The sequence below is a fragment of the Mycobacterium sp. RTGN6 genome (assembly GCF_033804605.1).
Taxonomy (GTDB): domain Bacteria; phylum Actinomycetota; class Actinomycetes; order Mycobacteriales; family Mycobacteriaceae; genus Mycobacterium.
In genome coordinates this window covers 423,084-443,911 of sequence record NZ_JAPZKZ010000001.1, presented here as the reverse complement: position 1 = coordinate 443,911, position 20,828 = coordinate 423,084, and the positions used below count along the sequence as shown (strand labels likewise).

21 protein-coding genes are annotated in these 20,828 nt (G+C 68.5%); 8 read left to right on the top strand and 13 right to left on the bottom strand.

All coding sequences use genetic code 11. The annotated features are described in order from the left end of the window. Window positions 1–33 precede the first annotated feature (33 nt). Entirely contained in the window at window positions 34–453 is a 420-nt protein-coding gene (locus tag SLQ33_RS02125; RefSeq protein ID WP_319452120.1) for a F420-dependent biliverdin reductase, read from the top strand. Window positions 454–468: 15 nt separating this feature from the next. On the opposite strand, the gene SLQ33_RS02120 is transcribed toward SLQ33_RS02125, so the two are convergent. Both SLQ33_RS02120 and SLQ33_RS02115 read right to left on the bottom strand, forming a co-directional pair. Continuing rightward, complete coding sequence (locus tag SLQ33_RS02120) at window positions 469–1,599, bottom strand: Xaa-Pro peptidase family protein (RefSeq protein WP_319452119.1); 1,131 nt, start codon at window positions 1,597–1,599, stop codon at window positions 469–471. A gap of 11 nt (window positions 1,600–1,610) precedes the next feature. Further along, on the bottom strand, window positions 1,611–2,006 hold the full coding sequence (locus tag SLQ33_RS02115) for a VOC family protein (RefSeq protein ID WP_319452118.1): 396 nt from the start codon (window positions 2,004–2,006) through the stop codon (window positions 1,611–1,613). Here SLQ33_RS02115 and SLQ33_RS02110 point away from each other — a divergent pair. Further along, window positions 2,005–2,997: a 5'-3' exonuclease gene (locus SLQ33_RS02110; RefSeq protein ID WP_319452117.1), complete on the top strand. Its 993-nt coding sequence runs from the start codon at window positions 2,005–2,007 to the stop codon at window positions 2,995–2,997. The genes SLQ33_RS02115 and SLQ33_RS02110 overlap by 2 nt on opposite strands. Before the next feature lie 3 nt (window positions 2,998–3,000). On the opposite strand, the gene SLQ33_RS02105 is transcribed toward SLQ33_RS02110, so the two are convergent. From SLQ33_RS02105 to pafA, 7 genes are all read right to left on the bottom strand, one after another. Beyond that, entirely contained in the window at window positions 3,001–3,768 is a 768-nt protein-coding gene (locus SLQ33_RS02105; RefSeq protein WP_319452116.1) for a DUF4333 domain-containing protein, read from the bottom strand. Window positions 3,769–3,806: 38 nt separating this feature from the next. Further along, window positions 3,807–6,554 (bottom strand): RNA helicase, encoded by a 2,748-nt coding sequence (locus SLQ33_RS02100; RefSeq protein ID WP_319452115.1) that lies wholly within the window; start codon window positions 6,552–6,554, stop codon window positions 3,807–3,809. Next, complete coding sequence (tatC, locus tag SLQ33_RS02095; protein WP_319452114.1) at window positions 6,538–7,488, bottom strand: twin-arginine translocase subunit TatC; 951 nt, start codon at window positions 7,486–7,488, stop codon at window positions 6,538–6,540. The genes SLQ33_RS02100 and tatC overlap by 17 nt, the downstream gene beginning before the upstream one ends. Window positions 7,489–7,553: 65 nt before the next feature. After that, on the bottom strand, window positions 7,554–7,811 hold the full coding sequence (gene tatA / locus SLQ33_RS02090; protein WP_319452113.1) for a Sec-independent protein translocase subunit TatA: 258 nt from the start codon (window positions 7,809–7,811) through the stop codon (window positions 7,554–7,556). Between the two features lie 31 nt (window positions 7,812–7,842). After that, window positions 7,843–8,796 carry a YafY family protein gene (locus SLQ33_RS02085; RefSeq protein ID WP_319452112.1) on the bottom strand — a complete coding sequence of 318 codons (954 nt, stop codon included), beginning with the start codon at window positions 8,794–8,796 and terminating at the stop codon, window positions 7,843–7,845. After that, window positions 8,793–9,785, bottom strand: a complete 993-nt coding sequence (locus SLQ33_RS02080; RefSeq protein ID WP_319452111.1) for a YafY family protein — start codon at window positions 9,783–9,785, stop codon at window positions 8,793–8,795. Before SLQ33_RS02080 ends, SLQ33_RS02085 begins: the two co-directional genes overlap by 4 nt. A gap of 35 nt (window positions 9,786–9,820) precedes the next feature. Next, window positions 9,821–11,179: a Pup--protein ligase gene (pafA, locus tag SLQ33_RS02075; RefSeq protein WP_319452110.1), complete on the bottom strand. Its 1,359-nt coding sequence runs from the start codon at window positions 11,177–11,179 to the stop codon at window positions 9,821–9,823. Window positions 11,180–11,317: 138 nt separating this feature from the next. Here pafA and SLQ33_RS02070 point away from each other — a divergent pair, with 138 nt between their 5' ends. Beyond that, window positions 11,318–11,593, top strand: a complete 276-nt coding sequence (locus tag SLQ33_RS02070; RefSeq protein WP_319452109.1) for a hypothetical protein — start codon at window positions 11,318–11,320, stop codon at window positions 11,591–11,593. Continuing rightward, complete coding sequence (locus SLQ33_RS02065) at window positions 11,590–13,053, top strand: alpha/beta hydrolase (RefSeq protein ID WP_319452108.1); 1,464 nt, start codon at window positions 11,590–11,592, stop codon at window positions 13,051–13,053. Before SLQ33_RS02070 ends, SLQ33_RS02065 begins: the two co-directional genes overlap by 4 nt. On the opposite strand, the gene SLQ33_RS02060 is transcribed toward SLQ33_RS02065, so the two are convergent. Beyond that, window positions 13,014–13,571, bottom strand: coding sequence for a helix-turn-helix domain-containing protein (locus SLQ33_RS02060; RefSeq protein ID WP_319452107.1), 558 nt, complete (start codon window positions 13,569–13,571; stop codon window positions 13,014–13,016). The genes SLQ33_RS02065 and SLQ33_RS02060 overlap by 40 nt on opposite strands. 54 nt (window positions 13,572–13,625) lie before the next feature. On the opposite strand from SLQ33_RS02060, the gene SLQ33_RS02055 reads away from it, so the two are divergent. After that, complete coding sequence (locus tag SLQ33_RS02055) at window positions 13,626–14,354, top strand: SDR family NAD(P)-dependent oxidoreductase (protein WP_319452106.1); 729 nt, start codon at window positions 13,626–13,628, stop codon at window positions 14,352–14,354. Between the two features lie 14 nt (window positions 14,355–14,368). On the opposite strand, the gene SLQ33_RS02050 is transcribed toward SLQ33_RS02055, so the two are convergent. Beyond that, window positions 14,369–15,406 carry a LacI family DNA-binding transcriptional regulator gene (locus SLQ33_RS02050; protein WP_319452105.1) on the bottom strand — a complete coding sequence of 346 codons (1,038 nt, stop codon included), beginning with the start codon at window positions 15,404–15,406 and terminating at the stop codon, window positions 14,369–14,371. A 171-nt stretch (window positions 15,407–15,577) separates the two neighbouring features. Between SLQ33_RS02050 and SLQ33_RS02045 the strand changes: the two genes are divergently transcribed. The 3 genes from SLQ33_RS02045 (at window position 15,578) to SLQ33_RS02035 (ending at window position 18,224) form a co-directional block, all read left to right on the top strand. After that, window positions 15,578–16,516: a dihydrodipicolinate synthase family protein gene (locus tag SLQ33_RS02045; RefSeq protein WP_319452104.1), complete on the top strand. Its 939-nt coding sequence runs from the start codon at window positions 15,578–15,580 to the stop codon at window positions 16,514–16,516. A 33-nt stretch (window positions 16,517–16,549) separates the two neighbouring features. Continuing rightward, a complete protein-coding gene (locus tag SLQ33_RS02040; RefSeq protein ID WP_319452103.1) occupies window positions 16,550–17,932 on the top strand; it encodes an MFS transporter in 1,383 nt (460 codons plus the stop codon). Between the two features lie 64 nt (window positions 17,933–17,996). After that, window positions 17,997–18,224, top strand: coding sequence for a hypothetical protein (locus SLQ33_RS02035; RefSeq protein ID WP_319452102.1), 228 nt, complete (start codon window positions 17,997–17,999; stop codon window positions 18,222–18,224). Here the strand turns inward: SLQ33_RS02035 and SLQ33_RS02030 are convergent. After that, window positions 18,221–19,009 carry an IclR family transcriptional regulator gene (locus SLQ33_RS02030; protein ID WP_319452101.1) on the bottom strand — a complete coding sequence of 263 codons (789 nt, stop codon included), beginning with the start codon at window positions 19,007–19,009 and terminating at the stop codon, window positions 18,221–18,223. The genes SLQ33_RS02035 and SLQ33_RS02030 overlap by 4 nt on opposite strands. Before the next feature lie 11 nt (window positions 19,010–19,020). After that, entirely contained in the window at window positions 19,021–20,793 is a 1,773-nt protein-coding gene (locus tag SLQ33_RS02025; RefSeq protein WP_319452100.1) for a putative nucleotidyltransferase substrate binding domain-containing protein, read from the bottom strand. Window positions 20,794–20,828: the final 35 nt, after the last annotated feature.

Genomic DNA, 20,828 nt, shown 5'->3' with positions numbered 1-20,828 from the left:
CTGTGATTATGTCCTGCGCTAGGTTTGTCACCGATGGCGAAGGCAACCACTCGGCTCACCAACGAGGCGCTGGCGTTTCTGACCGAACGCCACCTCGCCATGTTGACCACCCTTCGCTCCGACAACACTCCGCACGTCGTCGCGGTCGGATTCACGTTCGACCCCATCACGCACCTGGCCAGAGTCATCACCACGGGCGGGTCACAGAAAGCGGTGAACGCCGCCGAGCGTGGCGTGGCCGTGCTGAGCCAGGTCGACGGGGCGCGCTGGTTGTCCTTGGAGGGCAAGTCGACCGTCAGCAAGGATTCGGACGCGGTCCGCGACGCCGAACTGCGCTACGCCCAGCGGTACCGCACCCCGCGGGTCAACCCGCGCCGGGTCGTCATCGAAGTTCGCATCGAGCGCGTCCTCGGCTCCTCGGAGCTGCTCGATCACTCCCACAAGGGCCGCTGACCACGGGTTGCGCGGCTACTTCGCCGGTACCACCACCAGTTCGTGCGGCCGGTTGTTGACGGGCATCGCGCCGTCGGACGTGACGATGACGATGTCCTCGATCCTCGCGCCCCAGTGTCCGGGAAAGTAGATACCCGGTTCGACGCTGAACGCCATGCCCTCTTCTAGCGGGAGGGCGTTACCCGCCACGATGTAGGGCTCCTCGTGCACCGACAGCCCGATGCCGTGCCCGGTGCGGTGCACGAACCGATCCGCCAGCCCCTCGGCGGCGAGCACGTCGCGTGCCGCGGCGTCGACCTGTTCGGCGGTCACGCCGGGCCGGACCGCGTCGACCGCCGCTCGTTGCGCCCGTTGCAGCACCGAGTACTGTTGCGCCACTTCGGGTTCTGGCTCACCGATGCTGTAGGTGCGAGTCGAGTCCGAGTTGTACCCGGGTTCGTACGGGCCGCCGATGTCCACCACCACGACGTCGCCCACCGCGAGCTCACGCGTCGAGCACTCGTGATGCGGGTCGGCCCCGTTGGGCCCGGAGCCGACGATGATGAACGCCACCTCCGAATGTCCTTCCGCGACAATGGCTCGCGCGATGTCGGCGGCCACGTCGTCCTCGGTCCGGCCCGGCACCAGGAACTCGGGCACTCGGGCGTGCACACGGTCGATGGCCGCCCCGGCCTTGCGCAGCGCGTCGATCTCCGCGGCGTCCTTGATCATCCGTAGTCGGCGCAGCACGTCGGTGGCGAGCACTGGGACCACGCCGAACACGTCGGCCAGCGGCAGCAGGTGCAGCGCGGGCATCGAGTCGGTGACCGCGGTTGCGATCGGCGGGCCGGAACCCAGGACGTCGGCGACCAGTCGGTACGGGTCATCGCCGTCGACCCAGTCCCGCACGGCCAGGCCCAGTTCGGGCACTGCAGACTCCCGCAGCGACGCGAGTTCGAGGCGCGGCACGACGACGGTCGGTTCACCTCCGCTGGGCAGCACCAGCGCGGTGAGCCGCTCGAACGTCTGGGCGCGCGACCCGACCAGATAGCGCAGGTCATAGCCGGGCGTGATGACGAGGCCGGCCAGCCCGGCGTGCTGTGCCGCCTCACCTGCCGACTTCAGTCGTTGCGCGTACACGTCGGCGGCGAATCGACCGGAACTCATGAAGCTAGAGGCTAATCGGGGCGTGGATACGCGGCGACCTCGACCAGGTTGCCGTCGGGATCGCGGCAGTAGTGCGACGTCATTGGGCCCAACGCGCCAGTCTTGCCAACCGGTCCTTCGGTGATCTCGACGCCGCACGCGCGCAGGTGGGCGCCGATGTCGTCAGGCTCGGCGTCGGCGATGAAGCAGAGGTCCAGCGTGCCTGGCGCATCGAAGGCCGCCGTCACCCAATTCGGCGCGCCGGTCGGGCGGACGTTGAGCTTCTGATTGCCGAACGTCAGGGCGATCCGGCCGTCCCCGAATTCGGTGCGCACCATGCCGAGCACCCTGACGTACCAGGCCACGGTGGCGTCGACGTCGCGGCAGTTGAGCACGACGTGGTCGATGCGGTCGACGCTGAATGCCATGACCAAGGCTACTGGCAGGATGGCGGGCATGTCCTCGTCCGGTCCGTTGGTGCTGCTGGACGGCGCCAGTATGTGGTTCCGCTCGTTCTTCGGAGTGCCGTCGTCGATCAAGGCGCCGGACGGCAGGCAGGTCAACGCGGTTCGCGGTTTCATCGACGCGGTCGCCACCGTGATCGCCCGCGAGGGCCCGTCACGGCTGGTGGTGTGCCGCGACGACGACTGGCGTCCGCAGTGGCGGGTGGACCTGATCCCGTCGTACAAGTCGCACCGCGTCGAGCAGGTGGCGCCCGCGGGTGAAGTGGACGTCGAGGAGGTCCCCGACGAGCTCACGCCGCAGGTCGACATGATCATGGCGCTGCTCGACGCGTTCGGCATCGCCACGGCGGGAGCGCCGCAATGCGAGGCCGACGACGTGCTCGGCACGCTGGCCACCCAGGAACGGCGCGACCCGGTGGTGGTGGTCAGCGGCGACCGCGATCTGCTGCAACTGGTTCGCGACGAACCGGTGCCGGTGCGAGTGCTCTACCTGGGTCAGGGGCTCGCAAAGGCCATCGAGTGGGGACCGGTCGAGGTGGCCGACAAGTACGGTGTGCCGGTCGAGCGCGCCGGCCCCGCCTACGTGGAACTGGCGCTGCTGCGCGGCGATCCGTCCGACGGGCTGCCAGGCGTGCCGGGCGTTGGCGAGAAGACGGCGGCGACGCTGCTGGCTCAGCACGGATCGCTTGAGCAGGTGCTGGCCGCGGCGCACGACCCGAAGTCCACGATGTCGAAGGCATATCGGACGAAGTTGCTGTCCGCGACGGACTACATCGAAAGGGCGGGCCCGGTGGTGCGGGTGGCCACCGACGCGAAGGTCGACTTCTCGACACCCACGGATGCGCTGCCGCTGTCCGCCAAGCACCCACGCAAGGTGGCCGAGCTGGCCGGTGAGTTCGGTGTCACGTCGTCGATCGCGCGCCTGCAGAAGGCGCTCGACGGGTTGCCCGGTTGAGCGTTACTTGGGTCGGCCGACCTCGTAGGTGCCGTCGTTGTCCTGGAACGTCACCGTGACCTCGCGCTTGGTTCCGTCGATGCTGACCTCGCAGGTGAAGTTCCCGCCCTTTTCCACGGTCGGGTTCTTACCGTCGTTGCACTTGACGTCTTCGACGTTCTTGGCGCCGTAGCCGTTGGCCTCGTCGCTGAGGATCTGCGTGACCCCGCTCTGCGCCGCATTGACGTCCAACTGGGTCTCGACCCACCAGCCGGGCTTCCAGAACCCCATGATTCCCACCGCGATCACCGCGACGGCGACCAGGACGCCGACCACCCCGAGGATGATGCCAAGCGACTTCTTCGAACCCGCCTCGGTACCCGTCGCCGAGTACGGCGAGAACTGCTGCCCTTCGGCGCCCGGCTGCTGATACGGCGAGTACTGCTGCCCGTACTGGCCGGGTTGCGGGGGCTGGCCGTATTGCGTCGGTTGCCCGTACTGCGGCGGGGCGCTCTGCGGATAGGACGTCGGCCCGTATGCGGTGGGCTGCTGCCCGTACTGGTCGCCGCCGGGGTACTGCCCCGGAGGCGGATAGCCGGGCTGCGCGGGCTGCTGATAGCCGGGGTATTGCTGCGGAGGCGTGTACGCGGGAGGCTGCTGCCCCCACGCGGGCACCTCGGTGGTGGGCTGATCGGGAGCGGGCGGCTGCTGCCACGCAGGCGCGGGCGGATCGCTCGGCGGCTGCGACCCTGGCCACGGCTGCGTCGGATCAGATCCCTGCGGTCCGCTCATCGTCTCTCCTTGGTGATATCGAAAGCGTTGAACACACCCTACCCTGCATCAACAGCCACGACGCCGCGTCGAATGTCGCCGATGGCACGTTTCGCCGTCGTCCGCAAGGCAGGTGTCGGCGCCGCGTTGCGGACCTGATCGAGCAGGTCGAGTACCTGGCGGCACCATCGCACGAAATCCCCGGCAGACAGCGGAGATCCGCTCCCCGCGGTGTCGGAGGCGGCCAGCGCCGAGGACAGGTCTCCGGTGGTCGCCCAGCGGTGGATGGCCGCGACGAAGCCGACGTCGGGCTCGCGGCTTGCCGAAACCTGATGGCGCCGTTCGTCGGCGTGGATGTCGGCCCACCGCCGCTGGGTGCGTAGCAGCGCGGCCCGCAAACGCGGCGTGCCGAACTCGATGCCCGCAGGCGCCCCCGGCGTGTCGCCGCGCGACTCGAACACCACCGACGACACCACGGCGGCCAGCTCCGCGGAATCCAAACCGGCCCAGGCTTCGTCGCGAAGACATTCGGCGACCAGCAGATCGCTCTCGCTGTAGATCCGCGCCAGCAACGTGCCGTGTTCGGTGACCTTCGGTTCGCCGTCTCGTTGTTCGATGAAGCCGCGACCGTCGAGCAGGGTCACGATGCGGTCGAACGTGCGCGCGAGCGAGTTGGTCGCGGCCGCGATCTTCCGCTCGAGCTCGCCGTTGTCGCGTTCGATGCGCAGGTAGCGCTCGGCGGCTCGGACGCGGGCCTCCCTGTCCGGGTCGTGATGCGACGGATGGTTTTTCATCTGCTCGCGCAGCGCGGACAGTTCGGGATCGACGTCCGGTTCACCGGCTGCGCCGCGCCTGCCCTTGTTCGACGGCACGTCCAGTCCGGTCGCGGCCGAGCGCAGCGCGGAGGCCATGTCGCGGCGCACCCTCGGCTGCCGGTGCTCGACCCGCTTGGGCAGCGACATCGCGCCGATTCGCGCGGAGGCTCCCGAATAGTCGGCCGACGAGATGCGGCCCGCCCACCGATGCTCGGTGAGTACCAGCGGCCGCGGGTCGTCCTGGTCGGCAGCCGGTTCGAGCACGACGGCCAGGCCGACGCGGCGGCCATGCCCGATCGTGATGATGTCGCCGCGGCGGAGCGCCACCAGCGCATCGTTGGTGGACTTGCGCCGGTCCAGCCGAGACGCACGCGACTGAGCGCGTTCCCTGGCGGATATCGCGGCCCGCAGCCGTGCGTACTCGATGATCGGTGCGTCACTACCGCCGAACTCCGCGGCGAGCTCGCCGAGCATCCGCTTTCCGCGTTCGACGCCGCGGACCAACCCAACGACGGACCTGTCGGCCTGGTACTGCGCGAACGACCGCTCGAGCAGCGCATGGGCCTGCTCGGGACCCATCTGCTGGACCAGATTGATCGTCATGTTGTACGACGGTGCGAACGAACTGCGCAGCGGGAAGGTGCGTGTCGAGGCGAGTCCCGCCACGTCGGAGGGTTCCACGTCGGGGTGCCAGAGCACGACTGCGTGTCCTTCGACGTCGATGCCGCGCCGCCCCGCCCGGCCCGTCAGCTGGGTGTACTCCCCCGGCGTCAACGGCGCGTGCTGCTCCCCGTTGAACTTGACGAGCCGCTCCAGCACCACCGTGCGAGCGGGCATGTTGATGCCCAAAGCCAGTGTCTCCGTGGCGAATACGGCCTTCACTAGACCGGCCGTGAAGAGCTCCTCGACGGTGTGGCGAAACACCGGCAACAGCCCGGCGTGGTGGGCGGCCAACCCGCGCAACAGCCCGTCGCGCCATTCGTGGAAACCGAGCACGACCAGGTCGGCGTCGGCGAGCTCGGCGCAGCGCCGGTCGACCACCTCGGCGATGCGGGTCCGCTCCGCGTCCGTGGTGAGCCGCAACGGAGACCGCAGGCACTGCTTGACCGCGGCGTCGCAACCGGCGCGGGAGAAGACGAAGGTGATCGCCGGTAGTAGCCCGTCCTTGTCGAGTGTGCCGATCACGTCGGCCCTGGAAGGGGGCCGGTAGAACGTCGGTCGGGCCCGGTGGCCTTGACGCCCCCGGCCGCGCGGCTGCCAATCGGTCATTCGGTCGGCCTCGCGCCGGTTGGCGATATGGCGAAGCAGCTCCTGGTCGACCTTCGGCTGGACGGACACCGCCCGGTTTCCCTCGAAGAGGTCGAAGACGCGCTTGCCGACCATCATGTGCTGCCACAGCGGGACCGGGCGGTGCTCGTCGACGACGACGGTGGTGTCACCGCGCACGGTCTGGATCCACCCGCCGAACTCCTCGGCGTTGCTCACCGTCGCCGAGAGGCTGACCAGCCGCACCTCCTCGGGCAGGTGCAGGATCACCTCCTCCCACACGGCGCCGCGCATCCGGTCGGCGAGGAAGTGCACCTCGTCCATCACGACGTGGGAAAGCCCATGCAGTGCAGTCGAATCCGCGTACAGCATGTTGCGGAGCACTTCGGTGGTCATCACGACGATGGGCGCATGTCCGTTGATCGACTGGTCACCGGTGAGCAGTCCGATGCGCTCAGCGCCGTACCGCTCGACGAGATCGTTGTGCTTCTGGTTGCTCAGCGCCTTGATCGGCGTGGTGTAGAAGCACTTTCGGCCCGCGGCCAGCGCCAGGTGCACCGCGAACTCACCCACCACCGTCTTACCCGCGCCGGTCGGTGCGCAGACCAGCACGCCGTGGCCCTGCTCGAGCGCGCGACAGGCGCGTAGCTGGAAGTCGTCGAGGGTGAATGGCAGCTGGGCGGCGAAGGCGCTCAGTTCGGGAGTTGGCTCAGGTGGCTTGGTCATCGACGATCAGCTGTGAAGGCGTTGGCACGGCGCTCGGCGCCTCGATGGGCTCGACCGCGCCGATGGGGGCGGCTTCGTCTTCGGACACCGAGTCGAGCGCTTCGCGACGGGCCTTTCGCTTGTCGTGGACGCGTGCGATCTGGATGGCGAATTCGAGCAGCAACGTCAACGCAAGGGCCAAGGCCAGCATCGAGAACGGGTCGGAGCCCGGTGTCGCGAACGCCGCGAACACGAACAACCCGAAGATCAACCCGCGCCGCCAACTCTTGAGCTTGGCGTACGGCAACATGCCGACCATGTTCAGCATGATGATCAGCAGCGGGAATTCGAAGCTGATGCCGAACACCAGCAGCAGGTTGATCAGGAATCCGAAGTACTGATCACCGGACAGCGCCGTCACCTGCACGTCGCTGCCGACCGTGAGCAAGAAGCTCAACGCCTTGGACAGCACCACGTAGGCCAGCACCGCACCCGTGATGAACAGCATCGCGCCCAACGCCACGAACACCGACGCGAACCGGCGTTCCTTCTTGTAGAGCCCCGGCGTGATGAACGCCCACAGCTGGTGCAGCCACACCGGGCAGGCCAGCACCAGGCCCGCCGCGAGGCCGACCTTCAGGCGCAGCATGAACTGGTCGAACGGGCCCGTCGCGAGCAGCCGGCACGCTCCGTCAGGAGCGATGTCCGCACGCGCGGACGCGGGCAGCGCGCAGTACGGCTCCCGCAGCCAGTCACCGAGGCTGCGGACGCCGAAGAAGCCGTGGCTGTACCAGATGAATCCGAAGATGGTCGTCACGACGACCGCGGCCACGGCGATCAGCAGCCGGTTGCGGAGCTCGTGGAGATGGTCGACCAACGACATCGTGCCGTCGGGGTTCGCCGCCGCGCGACGACGCCGAGGGTCGAGCCTGGTGAGGATTCGTGGGGTCTGCACAGGTGTGTCTGACGACAGGACCTAGCGACGCGACGTCGAGGTCGCGGTCGCAGAGCCGGCCTGGGTCAGGCCGGACGGGTGTCGGTGGCCTGGTCGGCGGTGGTCGCAGCCGGCGCGGGCTCGACGCGCTCCGACGTGATCGGGGTGGCGGCCGGGGCCGCGTCCTCCGGCTTGCCGTCGGATTGCATCTCCTTGATCTCCGACTTGAAGATTCGCATCGACTTGCCAAGGGAGCGCGCCGCATCGGGCAACTTCTTGGCTCCGAAGAGCAGGATGAACGCCGCGATGACGATCAACCAATGCCATGGTTGTAGACCACCCAATTTGGCCACCTCCTACGAGTCGTCGCCGAGTCTACTCGCCACCGACGCCGTAGGCAGCCAACGCCTTGGCCGCCGAATCGCGGACCCGGTCGGCAAGTGCCTGCGGTTCCAGCACCCGCACTCCCGCACCGAAGCCAAGCACGAACCGCGCCATCCACTCCTCGGACGCGTACGTCATCGCCGCCTCGCAGGCGCCGTCGGCAAGTTCTCGCACCACCCGCAGCGGGTAGTAGTCGAACATCCAGGCCGCCGAACGGTCGATGAGCAGGGTCGCCGCAGGCAGCGCAGGGTCGGCGTCGAACAGCGACGTGTCGGTACCCGATGCGACCGCGGGCTCGGGCGGCCGCGAAGGCTCGTCGAGCACCGCGGCGTCGACGATGCGGTCGAACCGGAACAGCCGGACGTCCTCGGCGGACCGGCACCAGGCTTCGAGATAGGTGCGGTCGGCCACCAGCACGACGCGGATCGGGTCGACGACCCGGTGCGACAACGTGTCGTGAGACGCCGAGTAGTACTCGATGGCCAGGGCGCGACCGTCGCGCACGGCCGCGCGCACCGCGGCGGCCTGGCTCGGCATCGGGGTCGGCTCGTCCGAGGTCAGCGCGCCTGCCACCTCGCCAGCCGCCGACTCGATCTTCGCGATCGCGCTGCGCGCCGCCTCGGGATCGACCATGCCCGGCACGTCCAGCAGCGCCCGCAACGCCACCAGGATCCCCGTCGCCTCAGGAGAGGTCAGCCGCAGCGGATGGTCCATGCCCGCCGAGAACGTGACTTCGATTGTGTCGCCAGAGAATTCGAAGTCGATGAGGTCGCCGGGGCTATAGCCTGGCAGGCCGCACAGCCACAGCTGGTCGAGATCGGAGTGCAGTTGCTTCTCGGTCACGCCGAGCGCCGTCGCGGCTTCGGCGCGCGTGATCCGCGGATTGGCCTGGAAGTACGGCACCATGTTGAGCAGCCGCACCAACCGGGTCGAAACGTTGCTCATAGGGATCCGACCCCGGCCTGCGCCCGCAACCGCGCCAGCACGTCATCGCGCAGTGACGTCGGCTCCAGCACGACGGCATCGGCGCCGTGGCTCGCCACTTCGCGGGCCAGCCGGCCGGCCATCCCGATGTCGAGGGTGAGCTCGTCGCCCGCGCGCCCGCCGAGGGTTCGCGGCTCCGTGGCCGTCGCCTGCCTGCGCAACGCGGTGGCCCGGCCCTCGCCGACCCACACGCGGGCCGCCGGTCCCGACGGCCACTCCGCGACGGCGCGGTGCACGACGTCGCGCAGGTTCACGTCGTCGGGCCGACTGACCGCTAAGCGCGGCCCAACGGCCTTGACGTCCGCGCCGATGCGCGACAGCCGGAAGGTGCGAGTGGCGTCGCGGTCACGGTCGTGGCCGACCAGATACCACCGGCCCCGGTACGTGACGACGCCCCACGGCTCGACGGTGCGGTTGCGGTAGGGCTCGCTGCGCGACGACCGGTGAGGGAAGCCGACCGCTTGTCCTGCGTCGATGGCGGCGAGCAGCACGCCAAGCACCTCCTCGGAGCCGCGCATGCCCGGCAGCGTCGCGGTGGAGATCGTGACCCCCGATTCGGGCGCGTCGACGTCGACCCCCGCCGCCCTCAGCTTCAGCAGCGCGCTCTGGGTGGCGGTGACCATCTCCGGCGATTCCCACAGCTGGGTAGCCACGGCGACGGCGGCGGCCTCCTCGGCCGTCAACTCGACCGGCGGAAGCGCGTACGCCTCGCGGTTGATGCGGTAGCCCTCGGTGGTGTCGAACGACGAGACCTTGCCCGTCTCCAGCGGGATGCCGAGATCGCGCAACTCGTTCTTGTCGCGCTCGAACATCCGCGAGAACGCCTCGTCGCTGGGGCTGTCGGCGTACCCGGAGACCGTGTCGCGGATGCGTTCTGCGGTGAGATAGCCACGGGTGGACAGCAGCGCGATGACGAGGTTCATCAAGCGCTCGACTTTGGAGATCCCCACCTGACCAACCCTATTCGACGGGAGCTAAGGCCCGGTCACATGCTCGCGATCAGTCGTTTGACGCGTTCGTCGACCGAACGGAACGGGTCCTTGCACAGCACCGTGCGCTGCGCCTGGTCGTTGAGCTTGAGGTGAACCCAGTCAACGGTGAAGTCGCGGCCCGCGGCCTGAGCGGCGCTGATGAACTCGCCACGCAGCTTGGCCCGCGTGGTCTGGGGCGGCTCGTTGACGGCGGCCTCGATCTCCTCGTCGGTGGTGATGCGGGCCGCCAAACCCTTGCGCTGCAACAGATCGAACACGCCGCGGCCGCGCTTGATGTCGTGATAGGCGAGGTCGAGTTGCGCGATCTTCGGATCGGAGAGCTCCATGTCGTAGCGGTCCTGATAGCGCTGGAAGAGCTTGCGCTTGATCACCCAGTCGATCTCGGTGTCGACCTTGGCGAAGTCCTGTGCCTCCACGGCGTCGAGCTGGCGGCCCCACAGATCGACGACCTGCTCGATCTGCGCGTTGGGCTCGCGGGTCTGAAGGTGCTCGACGGCGCGGCTGTAGTACTCGCGCTGGATGTCCAGCGCGCTGGCCTGCCTTCCGCCCGCGAGCCGAACCGGACGACGGCCGGTGAGGTCGTGGCTGACCTCGCGGATGGCGCGAATCGGGTTGTCCAGCGAAAAGTCCCGAAAGGGCACGCCCGCCTCGATCATCTCGAGGACGAGGGCCGCGGTGCCCACCTTGAGCATCGTGGTGGACTCGCACATGTTGGAGTCGCCGACGATGACGTGCAGCCGCCGGTACTTCTCGGCGTCGGCGTGCGGCTCGTCGCGGGTATTGATGATCGGCCTGCTGCGGGTGGTCGCGCTCGAGACGCCCTCCCAGATGTGCTCGGCGCGCTGGGAGAGGCAGAACGCGGCCGCCTTCGGGGTCTGAAGCACCTTGCCCGCACCGCAGATCAACTGGCGGGTGACCAGGAACGGCAGCAGCACGTCGGAGATCCGCGAGAACTCGCCCGCGCGCACGATGAGGTAGTTCTCGTGGCATCCGTACGAGTTGCCCGCCGAGTCGGTGTTGTTCTTGAAGAGGTAGATGTCGCCGCCGATGCCCTCATCGGCGAGCCGCTGCTCGGCGTCGATCAGAAGGTCTTCGAGGACGCGCTCCCCGGCCCGGTCGTGCGTAACCAACTGCACCAGGCTGTCGCACTCGGCCGTCGCGTACTCCGGGTGCGAACCGACGTCGAGGTACAGCCGGGCGCCGTTGCGCAGGAAGACGTTGGAACTGCGCCCCCACGACACGACGCGCCGGAACAGGTAGCGGGCAACCTCGTCGGGGCTGAGCCGACGGTGGCCGTGAAACGTGCAGGTCACGCCGAATTCCGTCTCGATGCCCATGATTCGTCGTTGCACGTCACCGAGCTTACGGGGTGGCAAGCACCTCTGTATTGACACTGGGTACCTGGTCCGTAACGGTACGGCCATGACGGCGGAGGTCGGCCCCTGTGAATGGATTGCGCGGCCGACGGCCGGCACTTGCCAGCATGAGGCATGGGAGAAACCTCGATAGCGCTTGGCGCGTTGCGCGCGAGCGCTGACCGGCTCGACCGGACGGCGAGTCAGCTCGCCGAGCTCGCCTGGCCCACAATCGACCCCACTGCCCTCGTCGGCGCCGCCACGAGCGGTTCGGCCAGCTCGGCAGGCGTATCGGCTCGCGTGACCAGCGTCGTCGCCGACATGCGGGCCTGGGCGCAAGCCGCGCGGAGGTCCGCCGCCGATTTCGAGCGCGCCGAATTGCGCAACGTCAGCGGCCTGCCGCTGCCGTGACACGTCCGTCGGTGCCGCAGGCGCAGGCGTGGCGCCCCGAGGAACTGCGCGCGCTGGCCGATGCGTGGGACCGCAGCGCACGGCTGTTGCATGCGCACGTGCGGGCGGCGGCGGCCGCGGTTCCCGACGCCTGGACCGGCGCCGCAGCCGACGAGGCCAGGGCCCGGGCGCACGCGTTCTGCTTGCGTGGTGACGAAGTGGCGCGCGCGCTCGTCATGGCGGCCGTTGCCGCTCGCGACGGGGCCGACCAGCTCGCGGCGGCGCGACGCGACGTCGTGGACCTGGTGAACGCCGCGCGGCGGGAGGGCTTTCACGTCGCCGACGACGGCTCGGTCTCACCCGACGCCGAGCCGACGCCGCTGCTGATCCTGGTGTCCGGCGGCGATGCCGACGTCGCGCGCGAACTGCTGGAGCTCCGCGCATCCGAGCTGTCCCGAACGGTGAGCGCGGCGCTCGATCGGCTCGGGGCGGCGGACGACGACGCGGCACGCGACCTCGAGGAGTCGTTCGAGTGGACCGACGTCCATCGCCCGGGCGCGGAGACCTCGTGGGACGTGCGTATCGCGGTGAACCGAACCGCCATCGCGCAAGCGATCCTTGACGAAGCTCCCGACGACCGAAATGCCAAGCGGCGCATCGACTTCTACCAGTCGCTACTCGGTGAGGTGGACGACCCGGTGGGCACCGGCCGGCGGGTGGACCGCCAGCTCCTCGCGTTCGACCCCAATCGGGGCGTGCTGATCGAACTCAACGGTGACCTGCACGCCGCGAAGAGCGTGGCCGTCCTGGTCCCCGGCATGAACACCACCATCGAGGGATCTGCGGCGAACACCAGGACGGCCCGCCAGTTCGTGGCCGCGACACACGGCGAGGTCGCCGCGATCACCTTTCTCGGCGGGCCGTTTCCGCAGGACGAACACGTGGCGGTGGCGCTCGCCGAGGCGGCCGATCCGCGATTCGCCATCGACATGGCGCCGCGCCTCGTCGCGTTCAGCCACGACGTGGACCGCGTGGTCGATGCCACGGGCCGCGACATTCCGGTGACGTACGTCGGCCACTCATACGGCGGCGCGATCCTTGGCACGGCGGAGGCGCTGGGGTTGACCGCCGACCGCACCGTGTACGTGGCGGCGGCTGGCGCCGGTTTCGGCGTCGACGACCCCGGTGACTGGCACAACCGCAATCCCGACGTGGTGCGGTTCGCGATGACGGCACCGGCCGACCCGTTACAACTGGTGCAGGGCATCCCCGGCGGTCCACACGGCGCCGATCCCGACGACATGCCCGGAGTCGTTCGGCTCGCCACGGGCCGCTATGACGACGGGCGGCTGATGGCCGGGCCCGCTGCCCACACCGACGTCATCAACCGCACGGATTCGGATGCCTGGCGCAACCTACTGGCGGTCATCGCAGGCGACCTTCAGATCGCGCGCAGCCCGTCGAGCACGAATGCGAGGTGACGCCGCCACACCGCATCGTCGCCACCGGACATCGAGATCACCTTCGACATCGCCCAGATCAGCGTGGCCAGGTCGCTCGGCCCGAAGTCGGGCCGCAGCACCCCGGCGTCGCGGGCGCGCTGGGCCACCGCGTCCACTACCCCACCGGCCCGACCGCAATCGGCGGCCACGTCGACGTTGCCCACCGGACTTCGTGCGATCGCCTCGTTCATGGCGCGGTCGCGGGCCTGGATGACGAAGACGCCGTCAAGAAACACGGTGAACCCGCGCCACGGATCGGCGTCGGCCAGCGCAGTGTTCGCCAGCTCGTCGACCTCGGCCAGCCGGTCTGGCAGCACCGCGTCGAGCAACGCCCCCCGGTTCGGGAAGTGGTTGTACAGCGTGCCGATGCTGACGCCTGCTCGACGGGCCACCTCGTCCAGCGGTGCGTCGAGCCCGCGCTCCGCGAACAGCGCCGTCGCCGCGGACACCAGCCTGTCGCGGTTGCGAAGCGCGTCGGCGCGCATGGGCGATGACATGCCTGGAGTCTAGCGAAGTTGAGCCATCCCTCATCTTGTGCTACTAAGTTGAGTATGACCTCAACTTCTGCTCGGCCCGTCCTCCTCGTCCTCGGCGTCGGTCCCGGACTCGGCATGTCGGTGGCCCACCGGTTCGGCTCGGAGGGTTACGCCGTCGCCCTCGTCTCCCGGTCGGCCGCACGTCACGACCAGTACCTGAGCTCCCTGCGCGACGCGGGCATCGAGGCCGCCGCGTACGTCGCGGACGCCGCCGATCGCGACGGTCTGCACGCCACGATCGAGGCCGCCCGCGCGCACTTCGGCCGGATCGACGTCGGCTACTACGGGCCTGCTGCGGCCATGCGGCCCACCGACATCACCGCGTTGGACGCCGCAGGCGCCGAGACCGCGCTGGCCGGCGTGGTGCCTGCGGTCGACTTCGCGTCGACCCTGCTGCCCGAGCTCACCGAGCGCGGCAGCGGCGGGTTGCTGTTCGCAGGCGGGCTGAGCAGCGTCGTCCCCATGCCGCCGCTAGGTGGCCTGGCACTCGCCTCCGCGGCACTGCGCACCTACGCGCTGACCCTGCACGCGGCACTGGCGCCGACGGGTGTCTACGCGGGCACGCTGACCATCGGGGGTCTGATCGAGCGCGGTGACATCCACCACGAGCTGCTCGCGCAGCCCGACCTCTTCGGCGACGTGGCGGTGGCGACGCTGAACCCCGACGAGCTGGCCGACACGCTCTGGCGGCTGTTGCGCGATCGCACCGAGCCGGAGGTGATCGTCAACGCATTGGCGGCGTGAACGACGGCCGCACCTTACTTAGCGGAACTGGATCGCGTTGTCCCCGAGGACTTTCGGGGAATCAACGTCGGCAGCGCACGTTTGACGGGTTCCGCTTCCGGATGCGGTTGGAGCATGAGGTCGATTGCCGTGGCGGCAATCTGATCGAAGGGCGTCCGGACCGACGTCAAGGGGACGGGGAGCAAGCCCGCCAAGGGGATGTCGTTGTAGCCGACGAGCGCTATGTCGTCGCCGACGCTCAGGGAGTGTTGATGGGCGGCGGCCATGACGCCAATCGCGAGGTTGTCGTTGGCGGCGAACACGGCCGTGGGCCGGGCGGGCGCCGCAAAGAGGCGTCGGCCGGCTTCCATCCCGTCTTCGATGCCGAAGCCCGTCTCGATGACTAGCTCGGGGTTCGGCGCGTGCCCGGCATCGGTCAGCGCCTTGACGGCACCGGCCAGGCGGCCGGTTGCCGTCGACGTGAACAGCGGACCGGGCAGCACGGCGATGTCGGTGTGGCCGAGATCGAGCAGATGGCGAGCGGCGAGGTAACCGCCCAATTCGTCATCGCCGACCGAAGAAGGACTGATCCCGTCGGTGCGCAACACCAGGGCGTGGGGCACGTGTTGGTCCCGCAATTCACGGGGCAGCGGATCGTCGCGGCGACTCGAGGCAATGATCAAGCCGTCGACATTGCGATCCAGCAGCGTGTGGGCCGCCTTCTGCTCCTCTGCGGGATCGTCGCCTGCCGTCGCAACGATCGCGAAGTAGCCGCGTCGTTCGGCGGCCCGACCGATCGCCTCGAACATCAGCGCCATCACGGTGTCACGTAGTCGTGGCACCAACACGCCGATCGTCGTCGCTTGCCCGCGCCGCAAACTGGAGGCAAAGGTATTGCGCCGGTAGCCCAGAGCGACGGCCACTTCTCGGACACGTACCGCCGTGGCGGTCTGCGATGGCGGTACCCGGTCATCGAGAACTCGGCTGGCCGTCGACACGCTGACACCAGCCGCCTTCGCGACTTCTCGCAAGGTCACCGACTGGCTGTTGGCAGCTCCGTGGTCTGACTCCATCACCCTCTGCATTCTCACGTCGTGCATAGATCATGCCTGCGCCGATCGGGGCACAGAACCACCGTGAAGTGACCCTTGACACACGCCGACCATTCTAGCCATACTGAGAACGTTCCCGGGAACGTTCTCATCCAGCGTTCCGACGATCTTCGACTCAAAGGACGAGCCCCAATGACCACCCTTGACCTGCGCGGACTCGTTCCGGCCCCCGTCACCCCGTTCACCCGCGACGGATCCGTCGACTTCGACGCCATCAGCCGCCTCGGCTCGTGGCTAGCCAGCATCGACGGCGTCAAAGGCCTCGTCGTACTGGGCCACGCTGGCGAAGGCACCTTCCTCACCCAAGACGAACAGACCGCCGTCATCACCGCCTTCGCCGAGGCCGCGGACCACCGCATCCCGATCATCGCCGGCATCACCGGGGAGGGCACCCAGGTTTCCATCCTCGAGGCGCAGCGCGCGGTCGCCGCAGGCGCTGCGGCCGGCTTGGTCTACCCCTCACACGGCTGGCTGCGATTCGGCTACCAGCCGGGAGCCCCGCAGGATCGCTACCGCCAGATCCACGAGGGTTCGGGCCTGCCGCTGATCCTGTTCCAATACCCGGACGTCACCAAGGCGACCTACAACCTCGACACCCAATTGGAGATCGCCGCCCAGCCCGGCGTGTTCGCCACGAAGAACGGGGTACGGAACATGCGCCGCTGGGACACCGAGATCCCGGTGTTGCGCCGCGAGCATCCCGACCTGCAGATACTCACCTGCCACGACGAATACCTCCTGCACACGATGTTCGACGTCGACGGCGCCCTGGTCGGTTACGGCGGCCTGGCGCCAGAACCGCTGATCGAGCTCATCGCTGCCGGCAAGGTCAAGGACTACGCCGCGGCCCGCGCCATCCACGATCGGCTGCTTCCGGTGACCCGCACCGTCTATCACCGCGGCTCCCACATGGAAGGGACCGTCGCACTCAAGTGGGGGCTAGTCGCCCGCGGCATTCTCGACCACGCCACCGTGCGCTCTCCGCTACTCCCGCTCGCCGAGGGTGCCGGCGCCGAGATCGCCGCCGCCCTGCACTCGGCGGGGCTGACCTCGGTGACCGCCAACGCCTGACCCGTCCGGGCAGAATGAGGAAGAGACCGTCACATGAAGACCTACACCGACGAGCCCGACGCAGCCGCCACCGCAAACGCCCAACTCGTTGCCCGCCTCGAACGGATCCCGATCACCCGCCGGCTGTTGTGGATTCGCGTCGTCATCGGCTCGGCCACCTTCTTCGACGCGTACACCGTGCTGGTCATCGCGTTCGCGATGCCGCAACTCGTCGACCTGTGGGACCTCAGCCCCACCGAAGTCGGACTCATCCTGTCGGCGGGGTACGTCGGTCAGTTCGTCGGCGCGCTGGGCTTCGGTTGGCTGGCCGAACGGATCGGACGGCTACCCACGCTGCTCATCACGATCCTGCTCTTCGTCTCCATGGACATCGCCTGCCTGTTCGCCTGGAGCGGGACCTCCATCATGATCTTCAGGTTCCTACAGGGCGTCGGCACCGGCGGCGAAGTGCCGGTCGCCTCGGCCTACATCAACGAGTTCATCGGCGCGAAGAAGCGCGGCCGCTTCTTCCTGCTGTACGAACTGATCTTCCCCATCGGTTTGATGTTCGCCGGAATCGCCGGCTACTTCCTCGTCCCCGAATTCGGTTGGCGGGCACTGTTCATCGTTGGACTGATTCCCGCCATCTTGATGATCCCGTTGCGAGTCCTGATGCCCGAGTCGCCCCGCTGGCTGGCATCCAAGGGTCGCATCGAGAAGGCCGACCTCGTCGTCACGATGCTCGAGAACGAGGCGGTCAAGGAGGGCAAACCCCTTGCCGACCCCGTGATTCGACCGATTGACCCCAAGGCCACCGCCACATCCGATTGGCGGGAACTCTTCAAGGGCATCTACCTCAAACGCACCCTGATGATCTGGGTGCTGTGGGTCAGCGTCTACATGATCAACAACGGCATGATCACCTGGCTACCCACCCTCTACAAGCAGGTCTTCCACCTGCCGCTGCAGACGAGCCTCGCCTACGGCTGGACCACCTCCGCCGTCGGTGTCGCCGCCTCGGTCGCATGTGCGTTGCTCATCGACAAGGTAGGCCGCAAGCGCTGGTACGCCGCCGCGTTCCTGCTCGCCGTGGTTCCGCTGGTCGCGCTGACCCTGCTGGGCGCCACCTCCGCAGTCCAGATCCTCGTCGGGGCCACCCTTGCGTACGCCATCTTGCAGACCGTCGCGTTCTCGCTCTACCTGTACTCCGCCGAGCTCTACCCCACCCGGCTACGCGCGGTTGGCACCGGATTCGGCAGCGCCTGGTTGCGCGCAGGATCATCCGTTGGTCCCCTGCTGGTCGGATTCATCGTCGCCGGAGTCGGAATCCAGTACGTGTTCGCGGTTTTCGCCGTCGTCGCCATCATCGGCGGCCTCACGACCGCGCTCTTTGGAATCGAAACCAAGGGTCGAATCCTCGAAGAACTCTCACCCTGAGTGGTGGGGCGACGCGCCACTGAGGGCTAAGGTCGGGCGAAAGTAACCGCAGACAGGAGACGTCATGGGCTTCAACAGCAAGGACGCGATCGAATCGGTGAAGGACATCGCCATCAACGCGATCGAGAGGTCGGCCGACATCGTCGAAAGCGCAGGCCACATCGTCAAGGGCGACGTCTCCGGCGGTGTCGAGGGCATCGTCGCGAGCTCGATCGACATCGCCACCGTGTCCGCCGAGAAGGTCAAGGAGATCGTCACCGGCAGGGACGACGACGAACCGATCGAGGCCTAGCGCACGTCCCGGTCCACCCAGCCAAGGCGCCTGCTGATGACGTCGGCAGCGACGATGGTCACCTTGGCGAACTCCTCGAACTGTTCCATGGAGAGCCGGTAGGACGGACCCGAGACACTGAGCGCCGCAACGACTTCCGCTCCTGCATCGCGGATCGGTGCCGCGACGGCATTGAGCCCGACTTCGAGTTCCTCACTGACACTGGCCCAGCCGCGCTGCCGCACCCCCGCCAGTTCATGTTCCAACGCGGCGAGGTCGACCACGGTGCGGTCGGTGAACGACTGCAGCGGATCGCCCAGCCGGGCCCGGACGTCGGATGCAGGTCTCCACGCGAGCAGCGCCTTGCCGCTCGACGTCGCGTGTGCGGGGCAGCTCTGCCCCACCCAGGTTCGCAGGGTTATCTCGGCGGGACCGATCGCCTCGGCGACGTTGACGATGCGGTCGCCGTCGAGGATCGCCACGTTCACGGTCTCGGCCACGTCCGTCGCGAGCCCGTCGCAGACGTCCTGGCCGACCCTGGCCAGATCGGGTTCGCCGCTGCTCGCCCGGGCCAGGCGGGCGATCGAGTGCCCGAGCCGGTAGGGGCCACGCTCCGATACCTGTTCGACGAAGCCGCGCGCTTCGAGGGCGGCGATCAGCCGGGACACCGTCGACTTGTGCACTCCCAGTTCGGCGGCGAGCTCCGTCACGCCCGTCTGCCCCTGCCGCCCCAGCAGCTCCAGCACGAGCAGCGCGCGGTCCACCGACTGCACCGCCGCGCTCCTGCCGTCCGCGCTCGTCGTCATCACCTCCGACCCTATATGGGCCAATTCGCGAGGTTGCGGATCCGGCGCTGGACCGCAGCGATCTCCCGGAGCCCTTCGTTGAGCAGACTGCGGTTGAGCGGGGACAGTTCGGACATCGTGACGACGTCGGCGGGCGTGTGTCCGGCGGACAGCTGGTCGACCTGATGGGTCATCCGTAGCCGCTGCACCATGACGAATACGTCGACGAGGGTGTTGGCGTCGCGTTCTGTGATCGCGCCGGCTTCTGCTGCGGCGCGCAGTCGCTCGGGCGTTGTCGCCGATGCCACGTCGGCGGTCAGGCCGCCCCAGCGCGCCAGGTTGACGATCGGGGTCACGGCATGGGCCTTCAGATCGAACGTGCCGCCGCGTCGCGAAAGCACGTCGCGCAGCGACCAAGCCCTGACCCGCCCGGCAAGCGCGTTGAGCAACTGCAGCCGCAACGCGTTCGGATGGTCCTGACGCATCCGGCGGTACGCCGCCGCAACGGAGTTGAGCGACGGCTCACCCCAGACCACCCTGGCGTCGATCATCAGCGACGACAGGATCAGCCCGCGGTCACGCAGTGGGTCGTCGAGCCAACTCTCGGCCGCGGCGAACCACTGCGACTGCGAGCGGGAGAAGTTCGGCTTGGACGCGACCGCGCCGTTGGTGTCCGACGGCAGCCCGCAACCGTCGAGTAGCTCGTGCGTGCGCGCCGCGATGGCTCGTAGCTCCGCGCTGTCCGGGGCCAGCTCGTCCTTCCACGACAAAGCGCTGTCGACGTCTGACGACGGCATCGCCTCGCGTCTCGCCACGCTGCCCAGAAGCAACCACGCGAACCCGTCGGCGGGTGGCCGCGGCACCTCGGAGAGCGCGAGCTGCAACGCCTTTCGCACCAGGCTGTCGATGACGACCGACAGGATGGCGCTCGTCGCCGAGGCCTTGGTCCCGTTGCGAAACAGGTCCGCCGCGATGCCCTGGACGCGGCAGCCGACCAGTCTCAACTGCGTTGCATCGGTGGCCATCCCGATCGAGCGTCGCAGCATGAAGCTCCGCCGCGCCGAGGCGGCCAGCAGGTCGGCGTCTTCGAGTACGCCGATCACCTCGCCGCGCGCTGTCACCACCGGCATGTGGCGCAGCCCGCACTCGAGCATCTCCATCAGCACGCTCTCGGCCGTCAGGTCGGCAGTGACGGTGCGCGCGGGCGCGCTCATCACCTCGGAGATCGAAACCTCGACGGGCAGGCCTGCGGCCACCACCCGGGTGCGCAGATCCCGATCGGTGAAGATGCCGAGTTCTCCACTGGGCAGCCGGATCAGCGCGTAGGACACCTGGTGCGCGGTCATCTGGACGACCGCGTCGCGAACCGACGTGCCGGGCGCGACCAGCAGCACCTCACCGTGCAGGAGTTCGGCGACGGGCCTGCTGTCGGTCGCTGGGGCGACCGTCGGCCGCTCGGCAGTCTCGGCGTTCCACGCCGACGACGCGAGGAAGGCCAACCCGGCAGGCTTGGCGAACTGCGCGCGGACCAAACCGTCAGGCAGCCGCACGAGGCTGCTCGGAACCGTTGTCCGCGCGGTGAATTCCATCCCGCCGTCGGTGAGCAGCGGGGTGTAGCCGAAGATGCCGCCAGGACCGACGGTGTCGATGACGGCACCGTCGGCGGCCTGCAGCGTCACCTGCCCGGAGCGCACCATCCAGACGTCGTCGGGCACGCGGGTGGCGTAGTCGGCGACCATCGCGAGAGCCGGGAAGTCGACGACGGTGGCGGCCGCCGCGAACTCGGCCAGTTCGGCGGCGGCCATCCCCTGGAACGGCGTGTGCCCGCCCAGGAACGACG

Coding starts and splice junctions, on each gene's coding strand:
- SLQ33_RS02085 (WP_319452112.1), bottom strand. CDS start 8,796: ATGAGCAACGTTTCGACCCGGTTGGTGCGGCTGCTCAACATGGTGCCG.
- SLQ33_RS02105 (WP_319452116.1), bottom strand. CDS start 3,768: ATGAGCGGACCGCAGGGATCTGATCCGACGCAGCCGTGGCCAGGGTCG.
- SLQ33_RS02035 (WP_319452102.1), top strand. CDS start 17,997: ATGGGCTTCAACAGCAAGGACGCGATCGAATCGGTGAAGGACATCGCC.
- SLQ33_RS02060 (WP_319452107.1), bottom strand. CDS start 13,571: ATGTCATCGCCCATGCGCGCCGACGCGCTTCGCAACCGCGACAGGCTG.
- SLQ33_RS02115 (WP_319452118.1), bottom strand. CDS start 2,006: ATGGCATTCAGCGTCGACCGCATCGACCACGTCGTGCTCAACTGCCGC.
- SLQ33_RS02025 (WP_319452100.1), bottom strand. CDS start 20,793: ATGGCCGCCGCCGAACTGGCCGAGTTCGCGGCGGCCGCCACCGTCGTC.
- SLQ33_RS02125 (WP_319452120.1), top strand. CDS start 34: ATGGCGAAGGCAACCACTCGGCTCACCAACGAGGCGCTGGCGTTTCTG.
- SLQ33_RS02040 (WP_319452103.1), top strand. CDS start 16,550: ATGAAGACCTACACCGACGAGCCCGACGCAGCCGCCACCGCAAACGCC.
- SLQ33_RS02120 (WP_319452119.1), bottom strand. CDS start 1,599: ATGAGTTCCGGTCGATTCGCCGCCGACGTGTACGCGCAACGACTGAAG.
- SLQ33_RS02110 (WP_319452117.1), top strand. CDS start 2,005: ATGACCAAGGCTACTGGCAGGATGGCGGGCATGTCCTCGTCCGGTCCG.
- SLQ33_RS02050 (WP_319452105.1), bottom strand. CDS start 15,406: ATGGAGTCAGACCACGGAGCTGCCAACAGCCAGTCGGTGACCTTGCGA.
- SLQ33_RS02030 (WP_319452101.1), bottom strand. CDS start 19,009: ATGACGACGAGCGCGGACGGCAGGAGCGCGGCGGTGCAGTCGGTGGAC.
- SLQ33_RS02100 (WP_319452115.1), bottom strand. CDS start 6,554: ATGACCAAGCCACCTGAGCCAACTCCCGAACTGAGCGCCTTCGCCGCC.
- SLQ33_RS02045 (WP_319452104.1), top strand. CDS start 15,578: ATGACCACCCTTGACCTGCGCGGACTCGTTCCGGCCCCCGTCACCCCG.
- SLQ33_RS02055 (WP_319452106.1), top strand. CDS start 13,626: ATGACCTCAACTTCTGCTCGGCCCGTCCTCCTCGTCCTCGGCGTCGGT.
- SLQ33_RS02070 (WP_319452109.1), top strand. CDS start 11,318: ATGGGAGAAACCTCGATAGCGCTTGGCGCGTTGCGCGCGAGCGCTGAC.